Below are 23,700 nucleotides of genomic sequence, written 5' to 3'. Positions count from 1 at the left end.
AGGAAATAAACAAATATATTAAGGCTAAGGCTAAAATTACTTTGAAGTTAAGTGATAACTTTCGGTCAGTAAATCAAATATTTCTTTATCTGATAAATGTCCAGAAAGAATAATGCTGATCCAATGTTCTTTATTCATATGATATGCAGGCAAAATACCTTCTTTTTTCCTTAAAGAGCCTATATGTTCAGGTCTTGCTTTAATATCCAGAACATCAATCTCTTTATCATCTTTTAGCCCAAGTTTTGAGCCTGATACATTCATAACAATAGCATACCATTTATCACCATCCTGATGATGGCGCAATACTGCATAGTTAGGTAAATTTTCCCAAAGATAGTTAGGTTCTGAATGAAAATGTTTTTTGGCATAGTTAAATAATGTTTCTCTATTCATTATAATCTCCTAAAGATGTTGGATATAGAAAATACAAATTAACTGCATGTGGGTTTACTTACATAAGTATAACATTATAGTTGACTTGGAATAATCAAAATCATAAAAAATAAATAGCCCATTATTTAGCTAATCTAGTAATAAATTTTTACATCATTGAATTATGTACAGTAAAAATGTAGAGTTATGTATAGTTAAAATGTAGACCATACATAGCGTAAACCCTTATACAATAAAGCTTATAAGAAATCATGTGTAGTATGTACAGTTTTTTATAAAATTTTATTTTAATGGGGGGTAGTTAATTTCTTTAACACTCAAATTTGGGTACCGCCTCTTTAGACAGATTTTTACATCCGCGAAAAATCAACTTTAAATCAAAAAAAGTGAGTACTAAAAATACCCAATTTTAGGGGTCACTTTTTATTTTGGGACTATGTTTGGGACTACTTCTTCAATAAAGAAAAAATAAAAACCTTTCTCAAAAAGGATTTAATAAGATTCTTTCAAGTCCCGCCCACGCACCAATTCAATATTCAGTAACATTCTTTAAAATTCTTTAAACCACATCAAAACTAGCATAAACAAGGCTTAAAGCCTGTTTTACTATTCTGCAAGTATCAATAAGTTACATTTATAACCACTTTTTAATTATATGCTTATTAATGTAAATCTTGTATAACTAAAAATTTTATAACGACAGAAAAACCGTCAAAAAAATAGTAATAAATAAAATATTTAGAAATACCCTTTGACTGAAATTGAAAGTCTACATAGTTATATTGATAAAGTTTGATAGAAAATGAAAATTTCATTAATGCAAAGATTAACATCTAGTTGATATTGAAGAATAATTCTCATATTATTATTCAAAAACAAAGGAATGTTATGAAAAATTTTATTCTTATAAGCATGGTTAGTCTAATTCTATTCGGTTGTGGTGAGAGTGATAATAAAGTTCTCAAAGAATATCTTGTGGGCGATTGGCAATGCACTATGATATATAGTATAGGGCTAAATGTATCCCCAGAAGAAGAGCTTAAACATACCGCTGAGCCTGAAGATTTTACAATTAAATTTAGAATATTAGATGATAAGCTTTATGAAATTAAAAATGATGGAACAAAACAAGCTATCGATGTCAACGGCTTTAACAGTACAGTAAATGAAATATGTTATGAAGCAAATTGTACTCTGAAACAATTTTTAGAAATCAAGGATAACGATTCATTTAACAACATAATAACGAAACGCATAAAAAAACTCAATAATCACACAGATACTATTGATTTTAGATCTAAAATCGAATCAGTTTGTAATAGAATAAAATAAGTATCAGAAATAACACTTTAATTTGCTTATAGATACTTTAATATTTATTAGTAACAAATTTTGAGCAACTATTATTAATAGATAGGATACATACATTAGTGAAAAATTTGGCCATTGCTAATTATGCTGCATATGTTATTGTTCTGAAGTATTCATGAGGTTTAAAAGAGCCGCCACCCATTCACCAATTCAATATTCAGCAGGATTCTTTAAAATCCTGTAAAGCACATCAAAAAGAGTATAAATAGTTTGTAGCCTATTTTGTTATTTTAAACGAGGCAAATACCAATCATACTTTTTGATTAGATTGAACGCTACCATATATCGCCGACATAAAGTCGGCGAATTAGTTTGTTAAATTAAATTATGCAAAGCCTTTTAAACCAACCACATGAACATGTTCTTGGTTATTAATAACTTTACGTACTAATTTATACGTTGTGCCTTTTTCCGGACTGATATTTTCTGGCGCTGCAATAATAAGTTGCATTTCCAATCTTTCGCAAAGTTCAAAGAGTGTTGCAATTGATTTAGCATCAAGTCGGGCTGCTTCATCTAGGAATAATAAGCGACAAGGTGATATGTCTTTATTACGCAAGCGTTTAGATTCTTCTTCCCAACTTTGAATCACCATCAATAGAATCGACATACCTGTACCGATTGCTTCACCTGTTGATAATGCACCACTTTCAGCACGTAACCAGCCATCAGCGCCACGATTAACTTCAACATCCATTTCCAGATAGTTTCGATAATCAAGCAATTCTTCACCTATATTTTGCGCAGTTCGCTGCCCCATATCAATATGAGGATTCAAGCGTTGATAAAGTTTAGCTAATGCTTCTGAGAAAGTAATACGATTATTACTAAACAGATCTTGATGCTCGTTTTGATCATCAGCTAATGCTGCTAATAATGAAGAGTGAGCTTCCCGGATACTAACATTAAGACGTACACCATTTACCTGACCAAATGCCACCGCTTGCAGACCTTGATTAAGCATACGAATACGGTTTTGCTCTCGTTGAATAGTTTTACGAATAATATTAGCCACACTTTTTGAGCTAATTGCCAATTGCTGTTCACGTGAGGTAAGTTCTTCAGTTAATCGTGATAACTCAATTTCCATTTGCTCAATAGCTTCAATTGGGTCATCCGTTTTAACAATATCTTGACGAATTCGTTCACGAAGATGTTTATAAACCGCAATATAAAATTGTATTTTACGTTCTGGTCGTTTTGGATCTTCGGATAATCTTAATACATCACGTAAATGTTCATTATCATTTACTGCTAGACGCAATGAACCGAGTGCCTTATCTGACATAGAGCGCAATTCATCAGCACTTAGATAAGCTAATTCTCGACGATGTAACCTTCGTTCAACGCTATTTTCTTTAACTAATCGTAAAACTAAACACCACCCTGCTTTCGCTTCCACAACTTGTTCACGTAATTGTTTATAATCACGTAGTGTTTGTGCTAAACGTTTTTGCATTTGTGTCATTTCGCTTTCGCACATAATAAGTTGTTTTTCAAGCGATGTGCATTGTTGGCGATTACTGTTAAGTTTTTGATGAATTTCATCACGACGAATACGCGCTCGTTCTTCGGTTGCTGCATCCGCTTTAACACCTATTTGTTCAACCTCTTTATGCAACTCATTGAGCATGTCACGTTTAGTTTCAAATGCACTTTTTAAAGAAGCAAGAGTTTGATTATATTGATTGTATTTATCTTGGTACTGTTGCATCTGGCTTCGTGCTTCAGTACGCTGTGCTTCAACCACCTCAAGTCGAGAACGTAGTTTTTCATTCAAATCACTATTTTCATTTAGCATTCCAGCCGAATCTTCATAGCTAAAATGCGCACGGCGTTGCATGACTTCGGTTAAGGCAAAAACTTGTTGACGAATAGTTTGTTGCTGAGCTTTGATAGTATTATATTGCTCACGTAGTGAATCATTCTGTTCAGGATCACTTTGTAACACAGCAATAATTGGTTCTAATTCCGAAACAGTATGGCGATGACGACTCACATATTGCGCAGCTTCTTGCGCTTCAGCCACTTGTTCACGTAAATCATCAACTCGATCGGCTAAATCATCATCCGCCAATAAATGCATCTGAGCAACTAATCGATTAACTGTAGCTAGCTGCTCTTTACACATTACCACTTGCTGTTGGTTTTGTTTATCAATGCTTTCTTGTGCTAATAATTGGCGTTCAATTTCATTGCGTCGTGTTGTTAGTTTTTGTACTTCGGCTTCTGGATCGATATCAAAAGCTACAGATAAATATTCACCAATAAACTGCCCAACATTTTGCTCAATACGTTGCAATTTTTGAAGGTCAAACGAAATTGTTGCATAAAGTTCATGTAGCTCATCACGTTCAGCTGATAATTTCTCAAGATGTATTTCACGTGCAGCTCGACCAAACAAAGGAACTTTAGGAAAACTTGAGAAACGCCATTGACGATCACCTGTTTTAACAAGAACCGATTTATTCATCTCTTCACAATCAAATACACTATCATCAAATGATGATGGATCACCTTCGATAAAATAGATATCTTCAGGATAATCTTCTTCACTGCTAGTAAGGCTTTCGAGTTGTGCTTTGACTAATGATAAATCCGGTACCACAATGGCTTGCCTTGACGGACCATACAATGCTGAAAAATAAGGTGCATCATCAATTGTTACATCTTCATAAATTTCAGAAAGTAAAACACCATTGAATCGTTCAGCTAAAACAGATAAACGTCCGTCATCAACACCACTTGGTTGATTAAGTTGTTCTATTTGCGTATCAAGTTGATTTCGTTTGAAGTTTATTTGATCACGCTGAGTAACTAAAGCTCGTTCCTGTTCAAGCAGTTGTTGCATATGCTGAGTAACTGATTGACTATTAGTAAAAGTTTGTTGTGTTTGTTCTTGCAATGCAATAAGTGCATCTTGAGCTTTTAACCATAATGGGGCTTTTTGACGATAGTCACTTATTTTTGTTTGTATTTGCTCAAATTCTTGCCTAAATTCAATTCGTTTTTCACTTGATTCGTTAGCAAGCTCGGCATTTTGATCCAATTGAACTTCAAGTTCTTGTTTAAATTCATCAAGTTCATCATAATTGATTTGACGACCAAAACGCTTACAGAATTGAGTTAGTAATGATTCAGCTTCTTTTTGTTCAAAAAAGCGTTGTTCTAATTCATCTAATTGTAGCTGTAAATGTTCTACTTGCTCAGCTTGATAACATTGTGAAGGCCATTGTTTTAATGCTTCTCTAGCAGCACTCCATGCTTCACTTCGTACTACATCGCCAACCAATTTAACAACTAGTTGATACGCTCTATCAAATTGACTTATTGCAGCATCAGAAACACTAACTCTCCGTTCCAATTCTAATAATTTTTCAGTAACTTCTTTTTGTTTTTCTTGAAAAACTTCATAGTGATTTTCAACATTGCTTATACCTAATTTAGGCAATTGGCATAGTTGTTGGGCATTTTTCAGAGCTTGAATTGCTTGCTGATATTGAATAGCTCGAGTTTGTTGTACATCCAAAGCTTGTTGATAATCTGCCAATTGAGTTTTAATCTCATCAACTTCTTGTTCTGTCTGTTCAACTTGATCTCGGTAAGTTTGATACTGTTCGTTTGCTTCAAATACAACTTCATTTTGCTCTTCAAGTTTTATATTAAGATCATCTAAATCTGCTTGATAGCGGTCAATTTTTTCTTGTTGACGCAAAGCAGTTTGTGCAAGATTAAGATGATCATTTGCTGCCTGAAGGTCGGTCTCTAAATCGCCTTGAGCATCTTGATATTCTTTAAGCTCTTTTGCCATCTCAACTTGTCGATACTGATTACTGATAAGCAGATCTTGCGTTTTGAACATATCTCGACGTAGTCCTAAAACGGATTCGATATGAACTCTACGCTCATTAGCATGACGCATATAATCAGCAGCCACATAATTTGTAGATTCAGTAATGAGATGTTTGAATAAATCGCGATCTGATTGTGTAACTCGAATAGCTTCAAGTGTCATCCGATTTTCACGAAGTGCTGCTTCCATATCTTGGAATGCTTTTCTAACACCACTATTTTCTGGTAATAAATAATCACGTAATGATCGCGTGATAGCACTTGAAATTCCACCATAAAGAGAAGCTTCAATTAAACGATAATATTTACTTCGATCAGATGAAGAACGTAATCTTTTAGGTAAAATACCAAAATCAAACATGACTGAATGATAATCAGTAATGGAATTAAATTGCTTAAAGATAACCCCTTCCATTGATTCAATTTTATCTTTTAATTCCGGTAAAGATAAAATTCTAGCCTGTTTTTCATTTAAGCGCTCTGTTACTAATTCTGTTGGAGTAATATTGACAGGCAAACCTTGTATTAAAAAAGGTTTAATATCAACTTTTTTATCACGACCAGCAACCTGCTGTAAACGCACACCACAGATAATCCGTTGATTACGAGAATTAATTACATCCAGCATCGAGTAACACACGCCTGGCTTTAATTTACCATGTAAACCTTTATCTCTAGAACCCGAAGTTGCTCCTGCTTCAGTTGTATTTCTAAAATGTAATAAGGTTAAATCTGGGATTAATGCAGTGACAAATGCTGCCATAGTGGTTGATTTACCAGCACCATTACCACCAGAAAGTGTGGTGACAAGCTGATCAAGCTCAAACGTTCGAGCAAAAAAACCGTTCCAATTAATTAAGGTTAATGAGTGAAATTTACCGTGTCCCATTATCATTATTCAATCTCCTCATTAACATCTTCATCATCACTATTATCATCATCTAATATAAGTGATGATTCAATTTTAATCGCTTCACCATCGCGAATCAGGCGTAATTGTGCTTCTTGAGCATCATCACTGCTACGCACATCAGCTCCAAATCGGAATATAGATTCATTAATACGAAAACGGCTACTATCATTACCTACAATAAAGAAGATCATACCAAGTCGACGTAATCGATTTAATGCAGTTTTTACTTTATCAAATAATTTTTGGCGATCTAAATCCGAGCCTGTAGAACGCTGATTGACTAGTTTCAATAATTTACTTTCATCCGCTAATGAAACAAGCTCATCAAAAAGTTCTTGTAAGGTAAAAATGCCTTCATGTGCTAATCGCTCTGGACTTAAATAGAGATAACAAAGCACTTTACCGACTAACATATCAAGTTCAGATAATACTGAACGTGGAATCAGAGTAGTTGAACGAGGACGAAGATAGAAAAATCCTTCCGGTGCGCGAATAAGCTCAACATTATAACGTTGATAAAACTGTTCAAGCTCAAGTTGGAAATCCATTAAAAAAGCATGATTATCAAGCTCATCGATACCAATATGACGACCTGACCTTAATAGACTGTCAAGTTCCGGAAATATTGGATTAGCAATAGCTTGAGCTAATTTTACCGGCATAAACTTATCTATCGACGCTTGAGAGCTTGCTGCAATACGCCCCATAACCTCATCAAGATGATGGGAAGTTTGTTCTATTTCTAAATCATTAATATCTGTTGATGACATGTGCTTGTACCTTAGCTCCATAATCGTTAATAGGTTTCCATTCGGCTGGGATACCGAGTAAATCGCCTTCGGCAACACCTAATCGAATAGCCTGATCAATAAACAATCTTGCAATATCAAAATGTTGTTCACGCGGGAACTGTGCTAAATAACTATGAATTGCATTACTCATATCAAGTGGTTTATTTTCTTGTTTAAAGATCAATAAATTTTGTTCTATATGCGAAATAATATGTTCTTGAATTTCTTCAATCATTTCAAACTCAAGCTCGGATGGTAATTCACCCGTCACTTCTGCTTCATGCAGTGCTAACTCTTCATCACGCATATCAAGTAAACGCTCAGCATTAGCAAAAGTGAGTGACCATGGTAAATCAAAATAGCTTTGAATCGATTTACGTAATCGCTGAGAAAAAACTCGATTCTTATCTAAATCGATTGCTGTACGAATAAATTTATGAACGTGTCTATCATAACCAATCCATAGGTCTATTGCTTTTTGTCCCCAGCCAATAATTCGGTCTAGTTTTCCTTGCAGATCCATAACAACATTGTTAATTTTATCAAGATCTGGATTATCTAATGTGGCATCTTGTATCAGAAGCAAACTGGCTTGTAGCTTATCACCTGCAGCTGCCAATGTATCTTGCAGCTCACGCAATGTTTGTGATGTTTCGGTAAGTAAACCTTCACAACTACTGATGGCTGCTTGCCAATCTTGGCTTAACAATGCTGAAATATTTTGTTTAACTTCAGCTTGTTGTTCATCCATTACTCTCTGAGTGATATCAATACTGTCAAAAATTTCTGCAACAGAATATTTCAATGGAGCAAAAACATTTCGATGCCAATGTAAATCATCGCCACCTTCAAGAGCCGCATCTGCTGCACGCTTTAATTCTTGTGCAACAATAGAAAGCTGAATAGATAAGCGTAAAGTCGAAAATTCTCGTTGGCGTATATAGTAATCAGAAATGCCGATTCCTAGTGGAGTCAAACGGTAAATAGAATAACCATCGGTCATTTCGCTAGCAAAGCGAGTAATTAAACGTTGGCGCACTAGATCATTAATGGCATTGTTAGCTCGAACAGTAATAGTATCTTCACTTTGCTCAAAGATCTGAGAGACATGTCTGAATCCGTCAATTAATTCAGATTCAGTCATTTCGCCATCAAAGCGCTCACTGTTTAATACAGCAATTGCTAATAAAAAGGCTAATCGCTCAACAGGTAGAGCAATCGAAAAATCATTCTTTTTTGCCCAAGAGACCAGTTCTGGCACTGATTGGGAAAAATCCATCATAGTGATTCCTTAATTAAAGATGCACAACATCGCGACATCTTAAAATAATATGAGAAACACAATATATTGTGTTATGGACAAAATTTTATCGATTATATAACAAATTGTAGTAGTTAAAAATAGCTAAGTTTAGGATTTATTATTAGATGTGATAACCAATATTTAATTTTCTTAAATAAGCTTGTTACCAAGACAAAAAAGACCAATTTATTAGCCAATTAACTTTATATTTAAATTGACTTATATAAATATAAAAATGATAATAATTATCGTTTTCATTTAAAATATTGAGGTATCTATGCGTAAAGTATTATTATCAGTTTTATTGGGGACTTTAATGGGTTTAATTTCACAATCCGTGACAGCTCATGGTATATGGATTACTGATCGAGTCGATCAAAAGCAGATTATTTTAGGTGAAGGACCTTTAGATAATGGCTATCAACCTGAAATGGTGAAAAAAGTTAAAGCTTATAATAGTGATTGGTCGGTACTACCCGTTTCAAAAACAGCACATAATAACTTTGTGACCATCGAACCTGCAAAAGATACAGCTGTAGTAACAGTTGATTTTGATTATGGTTATTGGACCAAAAACTCGGATGGTAAATACGTTAATTTGCCGATGAATCAAGTTAAAGGTGCAGATAAGGGCACTCATGCCATAAAATATAGTGTCAACTATTTATCATCCGTTAACAAACCCAAAATAATAGAAGATATTCCACTACAAATTGTTCCTTCTATTGACCCAACAAAATTAAAACGAGGCGACAATTTACCTATAACCGTTTTCAAAGATGGTAAACCACTAACCAATACACCTGTCATCATCGATGTTGTAAATAATTTAGACAAAACAGTGAAAACTGATGATAAAGGCCAGGCTACTATTATTGTGCCAAATCAAGGTTTAAACGTTATAGGTGTTGAAATTGGTTTCCCGCTTAAAGATAGTCAATTAGCTACCCAAGACAAATTTTTTACTACATTAGTTTTTACATTAATTCCTGAAGAAGATTAATTTATATATAAAAAACGGGATCATTATCCCGTTTTTTATAATTATCTTTTTAAACTTCAGCACTAATCGGACGCGGTATAAGAAAACTACAAAATAGAGCTAACACCGTAATGATTAAACCTAACAACATACCATTAAAGTAACCATTAATTGTGTCTCCATTTATCATCTGAATTGCTGGTAATAAAGCAAAACTCAAACCTGCACCTAAATTAAATGCACCTGCATTCATACCAGGTAAAAATCCTGGATTATCAGTAGGAGATAAGACGATACCTAATCCATTTAAAATGATATTAGCCATTCCAGCATAAAAAATACCTAAAACAATCACGCCAACCGATAAAATAGGTAAAGAATGAATGCCATAAAACATAATAACTAAAATACCAATAATACAACCCACTAAACCTAATTTGAGCACTTTATTATAGCCCATTATTGGTGCCAATCTTCCTGAAAATGGCCCAACAAACCAACCAATTAAAGCATAAGGTGTGAGAAAAATTAATGATGCCCAATCTGCGTCTAACCCAAAACCTATTTCATGATTTTGGGCAATTGACATCACTAAACCATTAACGATGGCAAAGATCCCAGTCATGGTTAATGTGGTTGTTAATAACAACGCCCAGGTGGCACGCTTTTTCAAATGATTGATTGTGACTAAAGGTTGCTTACTTCTTTTTTCTACATTCCAAAATAAAATAAAACATAAAAAAGCCAATAAACTTAAACCACTAACAATCAGCCAATTAGCATTGCCAAGTTTACCGGCTTCATTAAGTGCAAGTAATAACGCAGCTATTGTTAAAACAATTAACAAAACGCCTAACCAATCCATCTTGGTACCTTTAGAGGGCTGAGATTCTGACGCAAAACGATGAACAAAAAAAGTCGAAATTGCTGCAACAATAGCTATAATCCAAAATACAGACCGGAAGCCAAAATGCGTAGCAAGTAAACCTCCCGCAATAGCATCAACACCAGCAATACCACCATTTACTGCTGTTATGATACCCATTAACATACCATATTGCTTAACGTCTTTTACTTCAAAACTTAACATTAACAAACATAATGGAACCACTGGCCCTGATACACCTTGAATAATGCGAGCAACATACAAAACTTCAATATTCGGCGCAATAGCAGCAATGACTGTACCTAAAGTCATTATAATCAACATGGCTGTTAATACTTTTTTTCGCCCTTTTATATCACTTAATCGGGGCAAGAATAGTGAAAATAGTGCAGCTGCTGTAAAAAAAGAAGTTTGAGATAGTCCGACAGCTGCATCATTAGTTCCTAATTCTTTCGCTATAGTAACTAACACTGGGCTTAACATACTTGCATTAAGTTGGAAAGCAACACATGCAGCAAGCAAAGCAACCATTAAAGCCAAGATATTATTTTTTTTCTGGCTTAGATCTGCCATATATTTACCTCATTAAATGTTTCAATTGATCGGCATTTGAATATCATTAATAACTATACTCAAATGAGATGATCCTTTATTTGTATCTATTTGATATATAATTAAATATCAATAATTTTATTTTCTCACGTATAAAACCAATAAAAGGTTATTATCAGAGATCGTGCTGTCGTTGATGTTTTCAGCTGACTATGAAATATTAATTAAAGTTCAAATTAACCTTGTTGAATTATCAGATAATTGCAAAACTTAGTCTGATAACCCACTCACCAATTGAAATATCTAATTAATATTTAACCATAGGTAGAAAAAACAATTTTTGGCAAACAGAGATGTTCTTAATGGCGATTAAGATAGTTCACTTTTAAAACAAACTATTCACACTGATTACAAGAGAAATATTCTAATTTCAATTCTCAGATTTAAAATCCACTTATTATTAAATTTAATATTAAGATTTCGATAATAAAAAATAAATTACCTACTCGCACTGTCGCTAATTTGTGCTAAAATCGGGAGACATGAATAATCTTTTTTAACATAAGGATGTAACGTAATGCATATCGGTATACCAAAAGAACGGTTAGCCAATGAAGCTAGGGTTGCAGCAACACCTCAAACTGTTGGACAACTATTAAAACTTGGATTTACAGTTTCAGTAGAACAAGGTGCTGGACACGCTGCTCATTTTGAAGACCAAGCTTTTATTGATGCTGGGGCCACTATTCAAAACACAAAGGATATTTGGCAAAATGATCTTATTTTAAAATTTCACGCGCCAACTGATGATGAAATCGCTCTGATGAAAGAGGGATTAACACTCATTAGTTATATTTATCCAGCTCAACATAAAGATCTTTTAGAAAAACTTGCCACTAAAAATATTACTGTAATGGCAATGGATTGTGTGCCTCGTATTTCACGAGCTCAATCACTAGATGCATTAAGTTCTATGTCTAACATTGCAGGTTATCGCTCTGTTATTGAAGCTGCGAACCAATTTGGTCGATTTTTTACTGGTCAAGTCACTGCTGCAGGTAAAGTACCACCAGCAAAAGTATTGGTAATCGGTGCTGGCGTTGCTGGTCTTGCAGCAATTGGTGCAGCAGTTAGTTTAGGTGCTATTGTTCGTGCATTTGATACACGTCCAGAAGTTGCTGAACAAATCAATAGTATGGGTGCTGACTTTTTAGAATTAGATTTCGAAGAGGAAGCTGGTTCTGGAGATGGCTACGCAAAACAAATGTCTGCAGCCTTTATTGAAGCTGAAATGGCTTTATTTGCTGAACAAGCAAAAGATGTTGATATTATTATCACTACAGCATTAATTCCAGGTAAACCTGCGCCAAAACTTATCTCTAAAGAGATGGTTGAGTCAATGAAACCAGGTAGTGTTATTGTTGATTTAGCAGCCTTAACTGGTGGTAACTGCGAATTAACCAAACCGGGTGAAGTATTTGAAACAGATAATAATGTTAAAATAGTTGGTTACACAGATTTAGCTAACCGAATGCCGGCACAAGCATCACAACTATATGGAACTAACATTGTTAACTTATTAAAATTACTCGCCAAAGAAAAAGATGGTAACATCGACATTAATTTTGACGATGTTGTGATTCGTGGCGTAACTGTCGTTAAAGATAAAGAAATAACATGGCCAGCTCCACCAATTCAAGTTTCTGCACAACCACAGAAAAAAGCGGTTGAACCTATTGCCAAACCAGAACCAACACCAATGCAACCTGCAAAAAAATTTGGCATTTTAGCTTTATTGATTATTGCTTATTTCTGGTTAGCTAATGTGGTTCCTGAAACCTTTTTAGGACACTTCACTGTATTTGCTTTGTCTTGTGTAGTAGGGTATTACGTAGTATGGAATGTAACTCATTCATTACATACACCATTAATGTCAGTTACTAATGCTATCTCTGGTATCATATTAGTAGGTGCAATACTGCAAGTCGGTGATGATAATGGCTTAACTACGGCAATTGCCTTTGTTGCTATTTTAATTACTAGTATCAATATTTTTGGTGGATTCTTTGTTACACAAAGAATGCTAAAAATGTTTCAACGTGGCAAGTAAAGGAGATTATTGATAATGTTTAGTCATGGAATAATTCAAGCAGCCTATGTACTTGCTGCATTACTTTTTATATTTAGTTTACGAGGACTATCAAATCAAGAATCAGCCAAATCTGGAAACATTTATGGCATGGTTGGTATGGTAATTGCACTTATTGCTGCTATTGCAAGTATTAAAGGCGGACTACACTGGATCATTATTGCTATGGTCATTGGTGCAGCTATTGGTCTTTATCTTGCTAAAAAAGTAGAAATGACACAAATGCCAGAGCTTGTTGCACTACTCCACAGTTTCGTTGGTATGGCTGCAGTTCTCGTTGGTTTCAATAGCTTCTTAGATTCTAATATTATGGTTTTCACTGGCAGTGAACTTACTGTACATTTAGTAGAAATTTTTATTGGTATCTTTATTGGTGCAGTTACTTTTTCTGGCTCAGTCGTTGCATTTGGAAAACTAAATGGCCGCATTAGCTCTAAACCACTTTCTATTCCTTATAAACACTACTGGAACTTAGCGGCAATCGTTGTTTCAATAATTTTGATGTTTACTTTTATTGGTGTGAAAAGTGGCGCAGGCGCACTTGTTAGTCTACTTGTTATGACTATCATCGCATTAGTATTTGGCTTCCATCTTGTGGCATCAATTGGTGGTGCAGACATGCCAGTAGTTATTTCAATGCTTAACTCATATTCTGGATGGGCAGCAGCTGCAGCAGGATTTATGTTAGGTAATGATTTACTTATTGTAACCGGTGCTTTAGTTGGTTCTTCAGGGGCAATTCTTTCTTACATCATGTGTAAAGCAATGAATCGCTCATTCATCAGCGTCATTGCCGGTGGTTTTGGTAGCAATGGTAGCGCATCAAGCTCTTCAGAAGAAGAACAAGGTGAATACCGTGAAATGCAGCCAGCAGAAGTTGCTCAAACATTAAAAGAAGCACGTTCAGTTATTATCGTACCAGGTTATGGTATGGCTGTTGCTCAAGCACAAGGTGCTGTAAGCAATATTACTGAAAAGCTTCGTGGTATGGGTATAGAAGTCCGTTTTGGTATTCACCCAGTTGCAGGGCGTTTACCTGGTCATATGAATGTATTATTAGCCGAAGCAAAAGTACCTTACGATATTGTATTAGAAATGGATGAAATCAATGATGACTTCCCTGATACAGATGTTGTTTGGGTAATTGGTGCAAATGATACAGTTAACCCGGCAGCGGAAGAAGATCCAAACAGCCCTATCGCAGGTATGCCTGTTCTTGAAGTTTGGAAAGCAAAAACGGTTATTATATCCAAACGCTCAATGAATACCGGATATGCAGGCGTTCAAAATCCACTATTCTTTAAAGAAAATAGTTATATGTTATTTGGTGATGCCAAAGATAGTGTTGAAAAAGTTTTACAAAATCTTTAATGACGATTAGTCTTTAGTAGATACAAAATATTACTGCGGCTTTAGCCGCAGTATTTTTATAAGATGTTAAGGGTTTAAATTTTTTTGATCTAAAAAAGTAGTAATTTGATTAATTATTTCATCATGAATTTCGGTTCTGGTTCGTTCCCCGCCATCTTTACAAATGATACTTTCGCCTTTAGCTTCTTGCTCTAATATTTCTATCGCCTGAGGTTTACAAACTTGTATAAAACTAAAATGCATCGCATCTGGTATAACAGTATAAGTAGATAATGATTTTAAAAGAAACCGTCTTAAATAGCCTGATTCAAGTTCTACATTCATATCACCAACATCAACACCAGCTCCAATAATCAAAGAGGGAATATTAATATTTTCCAGACTTTCGGGAGTAAAACCTCTGACTAACCCTGCATCTAAAGAGATAAATGATTTTATTCTTGAATCTAACATACTTTGAGTTAATTTTGGGTTATCAAGACCTAGTTCATTTACTAATTGGCAAGCTTTCAATTGTGAATTTTCAGTACAATCTTCTTTAAATAGATCAATATCAAATCTTGCACCAGCAAGCGCTATTACGGTCCAACCGCCAAGAGAATGCCCAATGGCTGATATTTTATTCATATCAATATGGTTAGCTAATAGCTTATCTTCTTTTAAAATATCAATAGTTTTACTTAGGTCTTCAGGACGTAGCCATAATTTTCTTGATTGATTAATATCTTTATTAAAAAAAGTTGTTCCTGGATGATTTGGCGCAGCAATAATATATCCCTTACCTGCAAGTTCATAGGCAAGCCAACTTAAATTTTGCCAGCTACCACCGTAACCATGAGAAACAACGATTAACGGAAGTTTCCTGGAATCATTGATAGGTATTGCGTTAGGGACAACTTCAGAACCATAAAAAACTACATTATCGCCTATAAATACTGTTTTCTGTTGATTAGTAGTTGGATACCATATTGCAATGTTAAGAGGTCTACCATCTTCTTTTCCATAATGGATTTCCCTAAATCCAACATTTGAATCTGCATAACCAAAAAATGAAATTGAATATATGAAAAAAAACAGATAGTACACTTTAGCCATTAACTTATTCCCTATATAACTGCATTATATAAATAATATTAATCAATAAGATAGGTTTTGATAATAGTGAGTTAAAATAACGATTTCAACTTACAATAATTATTCATTATTATTTTTGATTTTTTCTTTATGATAAAGGTAATAAGCGCCACGAGAAACCATACGAAGTTGAAAAATAAGATCTTCAATTAGTTCTTGGCGTTGTACTATGTCGAAATCAATTGCTTCCGCGCCAGCATTAAATGCGATAGTCACCATTGCTTCGGCTTGAGCTTCATTATAATGATGTGGCATTTGATTGGCATTGTCTAAATAATCAACAAGCTCCACAATAAAGTGCTGAATTTCGCGTGCAATTGCCGATCTGAATGCTGAAGAAGTCCCAGCTTTTTCTCTGAGCAACAATAAAAATACTTTAGGGTTTTTATCAATAAATTCAATAAAGGTGGTTACCGAAGTTCGAAGAACACTCCCCCCCTTTTCAATACGTTTTCGAGCTTGGCGCAATAATTGACGAAGAGTTAAACCGCTCTCATCAACCATCGCTAAACCTAACTCATCCATATCACGAAAATGGCGATAAAATGATGTAGCTGCTATACCTGCCTCACGGGAAACTTCGCGCAGACTTAAACTTGCAAAACCTTGTTCCGCGTTGAGTTGATGAAACGCAGCATCAATTAAACTTCGACGAGTTCTCTCCTTTTGCTGCGCTCTAACACCACAGGTTTTAACATTTTTCATTTTTTAAATTCTGCACAATAAGAAATATAAATTATTTCTGGCCTAACAGTCGTTCTTTTTCAGCAAAGACTTTTGGCATATGGTCACGAATAGTTTTAGCGATAGTTTCATAACGTGAACGTAATGGAGAACCAGGTCGATAAATTAAAGCGATGCTTCTTGTTGGGACAGGATCAGTACATGGAATATAGCAAATATTATCACGAGTACGTTCATTTGGAGCAGCTAACTCTGGAAATAAAGTAATTCCACGTCCTGCTGATATCATACTACGCAATGTTTCTAAACTCGTCGCTTTAAATTGTTTATCTTCATCAATTCCTACCTGAAAACAATACCCCATAGCATGTTCGCGTAAACAATGACCATCCTCCAACATTAAAAATTTCTTCCCTTTCAGACTAGAAAGCTTAACTGTCTGTTTACTAGCTAATTCATCATTTGCAGGAACGGCTAAAAACATAGGTTCATTGAATAAAGGTAGTTCAATAAATTGTGCGGTTTCTTTTACTTGAGCGATAATAGCACAATCCAATTTTCCACTTTCAAGTTGAGCAACAATATTGGCAGTTTGCGCTTCATGTAAATAAAGTTCTAGTTGAGGAAAGGACTCATGTAATACGGTAATCACATGTGGTAATAAATATGGAGCGATAGTCGGAATTAATCCAATATGCATAGGACCCGCCATCTCTTCCCCTTGACGACTAGCCATCTCTTTTAAAATCTGTATATTACGTAAAATTTCTTTAGCTTGCTCAACAAGCATCATGCCAGTTTGAGTAAATAACACTTTACGACTAGTGCGTTCAAGTAACATTACGCCTAATTCGTCTTCAAGTTTTCTGATTTGACCACTTAGTGTTGGTTGACTAACATTACAAGCATCAGCTGCTTTACGAAAGTGCCGGAATTCAGCTAATGATACAAAATATTCCAAATCTCGAATATTCATAGAGTCCCCAATAAGTTATCAGTTAATATTTTTATACTCTTAATTGTAAACCAAATTAATAATTATTTTTATCAAAATTCTTTTTTTAAAAGAGTATAAGTTTAATTAAATCAATTAGTCATTAATAAAATAAATAAGATAATCTATTTTGAATTAATTTTTATAAAGTTAAAAAATAATCTAACTAATTGTACTATATAAATTACTATTGTTGATAATTATGTTCAAAAAATCAAATAAAATATTTAATTAATATAAAGAAATTTCCTTTATTTTACTTGGTATAACTATTTCAAGAAAAATGGAAAGTTAGATTTAATTGCGATATAATCGCGCGCTATATTTCAGTATAGACCATTATTAATTCGAGGTGCGCTATTTTTAAACAAGTTTCTCGCTTTTATCGTAAAATGTTCCATCACAAAGAGCGACAAGAGTCGCATTATATTTCCATCTCACGTAATGAGCATAATATTTCTCGTAAGAATATAAGCGAAAATGCGTTGAAAGTACTTTATCGATTGAATAAACAAGGATATGAAGCCTATCTCGTAGGTGGTTGTATTCGCGACCTTCTATTAGGTAAAAAACCAAAAGATTTCGATATTGCGACAAATGCTACACCAGAACAAATTCAAAAGATTTTTCGAAATTGCCGCTTGATAGGTAAACGCTTTCGTTTAGCTCATATTATGTTTGGAAAAGAGATAATTGAAGTTGCAACGTTCCGAGGTGATCATGATGATCAGAGTGAACAAAAGAACATATCAAAACGATCACAAGCAGGTATGTTATTACGAGATAATGTCTATGGAACGATAGAGCAAGACGCCGTTCGTCGTGATTTCACAATGAATGCGCTTTATTATAGTGTCAAAGATTATACAATTCGTGATTATTGTGGTGGACTAAAAGATTTACAAAATGGCATTATTCGATTAATTGGTGATCCACAAACAAGATATCGTGAAGATCCAGTCAGAATGTTAAGGACAATCCGTTTTGCAGCAAAACTTAACATGAAAATTGACCCAGCTACTGCTGAACCAATAAAAAAACTGGCTCCATTATTAAATAATATTCCTTCAGCACGTCTTTTTGATGAATCGTTGAAATTACTACAATCAGGATATGGTTACGATACTTATATATTATTAAAGCAGTATCATTTATTTAAACAATTGTTTCCAGTGGTTGAACGTTTATTTACACATGACCATGAAGGAAATATAGAAAAAATGATTGCTCAAGTGTTAAAAAATACTGATTACCGTATATCAAATGAGCAACGTATAAACCCTGCTTTTTTATATGCAGCATTTTTTTGGTATCCAATTATAGAACAAACTCAATTAAACTGCATTGAGAGCGGTTTGCAATATTACGATTCTTTTTCTATGGCAATTAATGATGTATTACATGAGCAATGCCGTATTATCGCTATACCAAGACGTTTTACAGCGGTTATGGGTGATATGTGGCGATTACAATTAAGAATGAAAAAACGAGAAGGAAAACGTGCATTTGTCATCTTAGAGCATCAAAAGTTCCGAGCAGCTTATGATTTATTAGAAATGCGAGCTTCTATCGAAAAAGGTGAGCTTTTAGATTTAGCTAAGTGGTGGGATGAATTTCAACAAGTATCGACTGAAAAAAAAATAGCCATGGTAAGACAACTTGGTAAAACGAATAAACGACGGACTAAACGTTAATTTTCATTCGCACTTTTATAAATAACCGCTATAATGTTTCAATTAAAATAATCATAATCATATTGTAATCATTAATGAAAAAATTATCGCTTTCTCGTATTGCTATAGCTGTAACATTTTCTTTATACAATTATAGCAGCCCAAGTTATGCAATAGATTTACCAAAAAATGACACTACTAATCCGCAGTGTCTTATTGGTGTACCTAAATTTGAGCGACCAATTGTTAATGGAGATATAAATACATTACCTATTAATGCAGAAGCAGATGAGTTTGAAGGACTTTATCCTAATTTAGCTATTTACAAAGGTCGTGTTTATGTAGAGCAAGGCAATCGTACAGTTTTAGCTGATAAAGTGACGATTGACTCAAAAGATGCAAATAATCGGATGGTTACGCTCGATGGTGATATCACTTATCAAGATAATATGATACAAACCAAAGGTAACCACGCATCAATGAATCTAAACAATAATGATGCCAATATAAATCCAAGTGAGTATCAATTAGTTAATAGACTTGGGCGGGGTGAAGCCGATGAGATCAAACTTGAAAAGAATCGCTATGTCATTCTTAAAAATGGAAGTTTTACCTCCTGTCCTGTAGGTGATAGTGCTTGGAATATTAAAGGTTCAACAATTATTCACGATAATGAAGAACAGTTGTTAGAAGTTTGGAATGCGGTATTTAGAATAGAGAAAGTACCTGTTCTTTACTCACCTTATTTACAATTGCCTACAGGCAATAAAAGACGATCAGGGTTGTTAATTCCTAATTTTGGTTACGATAGTGTTGATGGTATCGATTTTTCATTACCGTATTATTGGAACATTGCTCCAAATTATGATGCGACTATAACACCGCGAATACTACAACATCGTGGTGTACAGTTACAAACTGAGTTTCGCTACTTAAATCAATTAGGATTAGGGACTTTCGCTTTTGACTGGTTACAGCATGATAATCAATACAGTGACGATAGAAAAAAATCAACAAATGGTAACAAATACGATAACAATCGTAATCGATGGTTATTCTATTGGAAAAACGACGAATTAATTAACTACAATTGGCGTTTTATAGCTGATACTACACGAGTCAGTGACAATCAATATTTAACAGATCTCAGTTCTAAATATGCGTCTCAAACAGCTGGATATCTGACTCAGTTTTATAAATTAGCATACAATGATGAAAATTGGGATGTTGCTTTAGGTTACAAACACTTCCAACCATTCCACTATGATATTCTTTACCAAACTCAGCCTCAATTAGATATCAACTATTATAACTACGAGCTGGGACCATTAAAATTTAAGACTTTTTCACAACTTTCTCATTTTATAAATTCAACAGATAATGAACCCGAAGCTTGGCGAGTCCATATAGAACCAACTATTAATTATACAGTTACAAATTCTTGGGCAAATTTATCTGCAGAAACTGGTTTTATGGCAACTCATTACAACCAGAAAAACATATTTAAATATAATAATAATCTTGAACACATAAAAGAAGGGATAAAGTTAGATCGCACTGTAAATCGTTTTATACCGAAATTTAGTATTGATGGTAAAGTAATTTTTGAAAGAGACTTTGATCTAATCGATGGGTATAGCCAAACACTCGAACCTAGAGTGAAATATACTTATAACTCTTATCGAAACCAATCAAATATTGGAAATTACGATTCCACACTCTTACAAGCTGATTATATTGGTTTATTTAGAGATCAAACATATAGTGGTTTAGACCGTATTGCATCAACAAATAAACTTTCAACGGGTATAACTACACGTTTTTATGATAGTAACAAAGTTGAAAAATTTAATATGTCCTTAGGGCAAATTACCTATTTTACAAAATCTAAAACCGGTGATCACAATAATGAATTAGATAAAAATTCTGATACAGGTAGTGTCACTTGGGCAACAGATAATTTCTGGCGAATTAGTGACGATATTATTTTCCGAAGCGGGATTCAATACGATACCCGTATCGATACTATTTCGCTAGCCAATACAACGTTTGAATATCGACCATCGGGTGACAAATTAATTCAATTATCTTATCGTTATGCCAATCGTAATTATATTGACACTGTAGATGACAGGTATAAGTATTCCGCATATAGAGGTTACAAACAAGATCTTTCTCAAGCCGGCATTATGGTTAGTTGGCCACTATCTGAAAAAGTGAGTGCTGTGGGATCTTATTATTATGATATTAAGCAAAAACAGATTTCAGACAGTTTTATTGGGGTAAATTATAGCGACTGCTGTTGGGGAGTAACTGTACAATATGGACGCAAATTAACCGACTGGGATAACACAGAACATATAAGTAAATACAAAAACAAACTGTCAATTAACTTTGAAATTAAAGGTTTAGGAAGTAATCGTGACACGCAAGCCAAAATGTTAAACTTTGGTAAACTACCTTATACAACAACATTTGAATAAACATACTAATAAATTTATTGTGGTAAATTTAATACCGCAACAACATAATGAGTTGAGTAAATATGAAATTATTAAAACTTTTTATTGCATTAAACTTGAGTGTTAATTTAGTGCTCTTTACACCTTTTTCAGCAAATGCTGCTCCAAAAGTGGTAGAACAGGTTGCAGCTGTTGTTAATAACAACGTCATTTTAGAAAGTGATGTTAGTGACATGCTCAAAACGATTAAAGCGAGCGCCGATCCTAAATCTTTACCTAATGATAAGATACTTAGAAAACAAATTATTGATCGCCTTGTTGTTGAAAAATTAATTTTACAAAGAGCGGCTAAAGCAAAAATTACTATTAGTGATGATGAGGTTACCGCCGCAATCGATAGAATTGCTGCTGAAAATGGTATGACAATAGATCAACTAAGAAGCAGATTATCAACTATGGGGATGAGCTATAGCACTTATCGTGATCGTATTCATACTGATATGCTAATAGAACAAGCGCGCCTGCATGAAGTTCGACCTAGAATCAAAGTTTCTAATAGAGAAGTAGAACATTTAACCAAAACAATGGCTAACCAACCAACTAACAATATTGATGTTAAAATTAGTCATATTCTAATTACTATTCCAGAAAAAGCGTCTAAACAACAAGTTGACATTGCTACCAATAAAGCGATGGACATCATCAATCGTGCCAAAAAAGGGGAAAATTTTGCTAAATTAGCCGCGTCATACTCAAATGATGATCTTGCTTTAAAAGGTGGATCAATGGGCTGGAAAAAGTTAAATGAGTTACCTACTATTTTTGAGGAACGACTAATTCGAGCGCCAAAAGGAAGTATTATAGGACCAATTCGCTCTGGAGTTGGGATTCATATATTAAAAGTAGACGATAACCGTTCTGAAACACCACAAAAAATTACACTTCAAGAAGTTAATGCTCGTCATATTTTAATTAAAACCAACGTATTAGTTACAGATCAGGTGGCTAAACAAAAATTAATTAACATTCGCAAAGCCATTACCAGCGGAGCAACAACTTTTGCTGCAGCAGCAAAAGCTAACTCAGAAGACACAGGTTCAAAGGATAGTGGTGGTAATTTAGGATGGAATAGGCCAGAAGTTTATGATGAAGGTTTCAGGACTGCATTATCACAATTGAAAAAGGGTGAAATCAGTCAACCAATAAAATCATCTTATGGTTGGCATATAATCCAACTAATTGATACCAGACAAACTGACGGTACAAACTTAGTTAAAAAAGATCAAGCTTATCGTATGATTTTCAATAGAAAATTTGCTGAAGAAGCACAAGTTTGGATTCAAGAGTTAAAAGGTGATGCATATATCAAAATTACAGGTGAAGGTAAGAATGAATAATCGTGTTCATCAAGGTCATTTTGCCCGTAAACGATTTGGTCAAAACTTTCTACATGATAATTATATTATTGAAAGTATTGTGGCAGCCATACAACCTAAGAAAGGGGAAGCACTGGTTGAAATAGGACCAGGGCTTGCCGCATTGACAGTACCTGTAAGTAAATTGGTAGATCATTTAACTGTTATTGAGATTGATAGAGATTTAGCTAGCCGATTAGTTGAAAATCCTTTTTTACAAAATAAAACCAGTGTGATTGAACAAGACGCACTAAATTTTGATTTCTACAAATTGTCCGATACATTAGGTCAACCTCTGAGAGTTTTTGGTAATTTACCTTATAATATTTCAACACCATTGATGTTTCACTTATTCGAATATGCACCAATCATTACTGATATGCATTTTATGCTGCAAAAAGAGGTTGTTACTCGTTTAGTTGCTGCACCTAACAGCAAAAGTTATGGTCGATTGAGTGTTATGGCACAATATTACTGCCAAATCATCCCTGTTTTAGAAGTACCACCTACAGCTTTTAAACCAGCACCTAAAGTTGATTCAGCTGTAGTTAAACTAATACCTTACAAAGAAAAGCCCTATTTAGTTAATGATATTAAAGTACTATCACGTATTACTACCGAAGCTTTTAACCAAAGACGTAAAACAATTCGTAATAGCTTAAGTAATTTATTTAACAGTGTGCAAATAGCTGAATTAGGTATTGACCCGAATTTACGTGCGGAAAATTTGACAGTACAACAATATTGTCTATTAGCAAACGCTTGGAAATAA

At 34.2% G+C, this 23,700-nt stretch carries 16 protein-coding genes; 8 read left to right on the top strand and 8 right to left on the bottom strand.

Annotation, left to right across the window (positions count from 1 at the left end; all coding sequences use genetic code 11):
- Positions 1-36: 36 nt before the first annotated feature.
- Entirely contained in the window at positions 37-396 is a 360-nt protein-coding gene (locus J3U00_RS10015) for an MmcQ/YjbR family DNA-binding protein (RefSeq protein ID WP_037489287.1), read from the bottom strand.
- Positions 397-1,284: 888 nt separating this feature from the next.
- Between J3U00_RS10015 and J3U00_RS10010 the strand changes: the two genes are divergently transcribed.
- Positions 1,285-1,728, top strand: a complete 444-nt coding sequence (locus J3U00_RS10010) for a hypothetical protein (protein ID WP_267332317.1) — start codon at positions 1,285-1,287, stop codon at positions 1,726-1,728.
- Between the two features lie 364 nt (positions 1,729-2,092).
- Here the strand turns inward: J3U00_RS10010 and mukB are convergent, their stop codons facing one another.
- From mukB to mukF, 3 genes are read right to left on the bottom strand one after another with little or no spacing between them, the layout of a single operon-like run.
- The gene (gene mukB / locus J3U00_RS10005; RefSeq protein ID WP_416379912.1) at positions 2,093-6,511 is read right to left on the bottom strand and encodes a chromosome partition protein MukB; all 4,419 of its coding nucleotides are present in this window, start codon (positions 6,509-6,511) and stop codon (positions 2,093-2,095) included.
- Between the two features lie 2 nt (positions 6,512-6,513).
- Positions 6,514-7,239: a chromosome partition protein MukE gene (gene mukE, locus J3U00_RS10000; protein ID WP_065562474.1), complete on the bottom strand. Its 726-nt coding sequence runs from the start codon at positions 7,237-7,239 to the stop codon at positions 6,514-6,516.
- A 43-nt stretch (positions 7,240-7,282) separates the two neighbouring features.
- The gene (gene mukF / locus J3U00_RS09995; protein ID WP_065562362.1) at positions 7,283-8,605 is read right to left on the bottom strand and encodes a chromosome partition protein MukF; all 1,323 of its coding nucleotides are present in this window, start codon (positions 8,603-8,605) and stop codon (positions 7,283-7,285) included.
- A gap of 298 nt (positions 8,606-8,903) precedes the next feature.
- Here mukF and J3U00_RS09990 point away from each other — a divergent pair, with 298 nt between their 5' ends.
- Positions 8,904-9,629 (top strand): DUF4198 domain-containing protein, encoded by a 726-nt coding sequence (locus J3U00_RS09990; RefSeq protein WP_267332315.1) that lies wholly within the window; start codon positions 8,904-8,906, stop codon positions 9,627-9,629.
- 49 nt (positions 9,630-9,678) lie between these two features.
- On the opposite strand, the gene J3U00_RS09985 is transcribed toward J3U00_RS09990, so the two are convergent.
- Entirely contained in the window at positions 9,679-11,067 is a 1,389-nt protein-coding gene (locus J3U00_RS09985; protein ID WP_267332314.1) for an MFS transporter, read from the bottom strand.
- 556 nt (positions 11,068-11,623) lie between these two features.
- On the opposite strand from J3U00_RS09985, the gene pntA reads away from it, so the two are divergent.
- Complete coding sequence (pntA, locus tag J3U00_RS09980) at positions 11,624-13,156, top strand: Re/Si-specific NAD(P)(+) transhydrogenase subunit alpha (protein ID WP_267332313.1); 1,533 nt, start codon at positions 11,624-11,626, stop codon at positions 13,154-13,156.
- 15 nt (positions 13,157-13,171) lie between these two features.
- Positions 13,172-14,566 (top strand): Re/Si-specific NAD(P)(+) transhydrogenase subunit beta, encoded by a 1,395-nt coding sequence (gene pntB, locus J3U00_RS09975; RefSeq protein WP_267332312.1) that lies wholly within the window; start codon positions 13,172-13,174, stop codon positions 14,564-14,566.
- A gap of 66 nt (positions 14,567-14,632) precedes the next feature.
- Here pntB and J3U00_RS09970 read toward each other — a convergent pair whose 3' ends face one another.
- The 3 genes from J3U00_RS09970 to oxyR form a co-directional block, all read right to left on the bottom strand.
- Positions 14,633-15,661, bottom strand: coding sequence for an alpha/beta hydrolase family protein (locus J3U00_RS09970; RefSeq protein WP_267332311.1), 1,029 nt, complete (start codon positions 15,659-15,661; stop codon positions 14,633-14,635).
- Between the two features lie 99 nt (positions 15,662-15,760).
- On the bottom strand, positions 15,761-16,405 hold the full coding sequence (fabR, locus tag J3U00_RS09965) for an HTH-type transcriptional repressor FabR (protein WP_065562367.1): 645 nt from the start codon (positions 16,403-16,405) through the stop codon (positions 15,761-15,763).
- 31 nt (positions 16,406-16,436) lie between these two features.
- A complete protein-coding gene (gene oxyR, locus J3U00_RS09960; RefSeq protein WP_065562368.1) occupies positions 16,437-17,360 on the bottom strand; it encodes a DNA-binding transcriptional regulator OxyR in 924 nt (307 codons plus the stop codon).
- Positions 17,361-17,770: 410 nt separating this feature from the next.
- Here oxyR and pcnB point away from each other — a divergent pair, with 410 nt between their 5' ends.
- The 4 genes from pcnB (at position 17,771) to rsmA (ending at position 23,700) form a co-directional block, all read left to right on the top strand.
- Positions 17,771-19,072, top strand: a complete 1,302-nt coding sequence (gene pcnB, locus J3U00_RS09955) for a polynucleotide adenylyltransferase PcnB (protein ID WP_267332310.1) — start codon at positions 17,771-17,773, stop codon at positions 19,070-19,072.
- A 74-nt stretch (positions 19,073-19,146) separates the two neighbouring features.
- Complete coding sequence (lptD, locus tag J3U00_RS09950; RefSeq protein WP_267332309.1) at positions 19,147-21,534, top strand: LPS assembly protein LptD; 2,388 nt, start codon at positions 19,147-19,149, stop codon at positions 21,532-21,534.
- A 62-nt stretch (positions 21,535-21,596) separates the two neighbouring features.
- Positions 21,597-22,910, top strand: a complete 1,314-nt coding sequence (surA, locus tag J3U00_RS09945; protein ID WP_267332308.1) for a peptidylprolyl isomerase SurA — start codon at positions 21,597-21,599, stop codon at positions 22,908-22,910.
- A complete protein-coding gene (gene rsmA / locus J3U00_RS09940; RefSeq protein WP_267332307.1) occupies positions 22,903-23,700 on the top strand; it encodes a 16S rRNA (adenine(1518)-N(6)/adenine(1519)-N(6))-dimethyltransferase RsmA in 798 nt (265 codons plus the stop codon). The genes surA and rsmA overlap by 8 nt, the downstream gene beginning before the upstream one ends.

This window comes from Gilliamella sp. B3127, assembly GCF_026536935.1.
In the GTDB taxonomy this organism is placed as follows: domain Bacteria; phylum Pseudomonadota; class Gammaproteobacteria; order Enterobacterales; family Orbaceae; genus Gilliamella; species Gilliamella apicola_E.
This window is presented reverse-complemented; position numbering and strand designations above follow the sequence as displayed.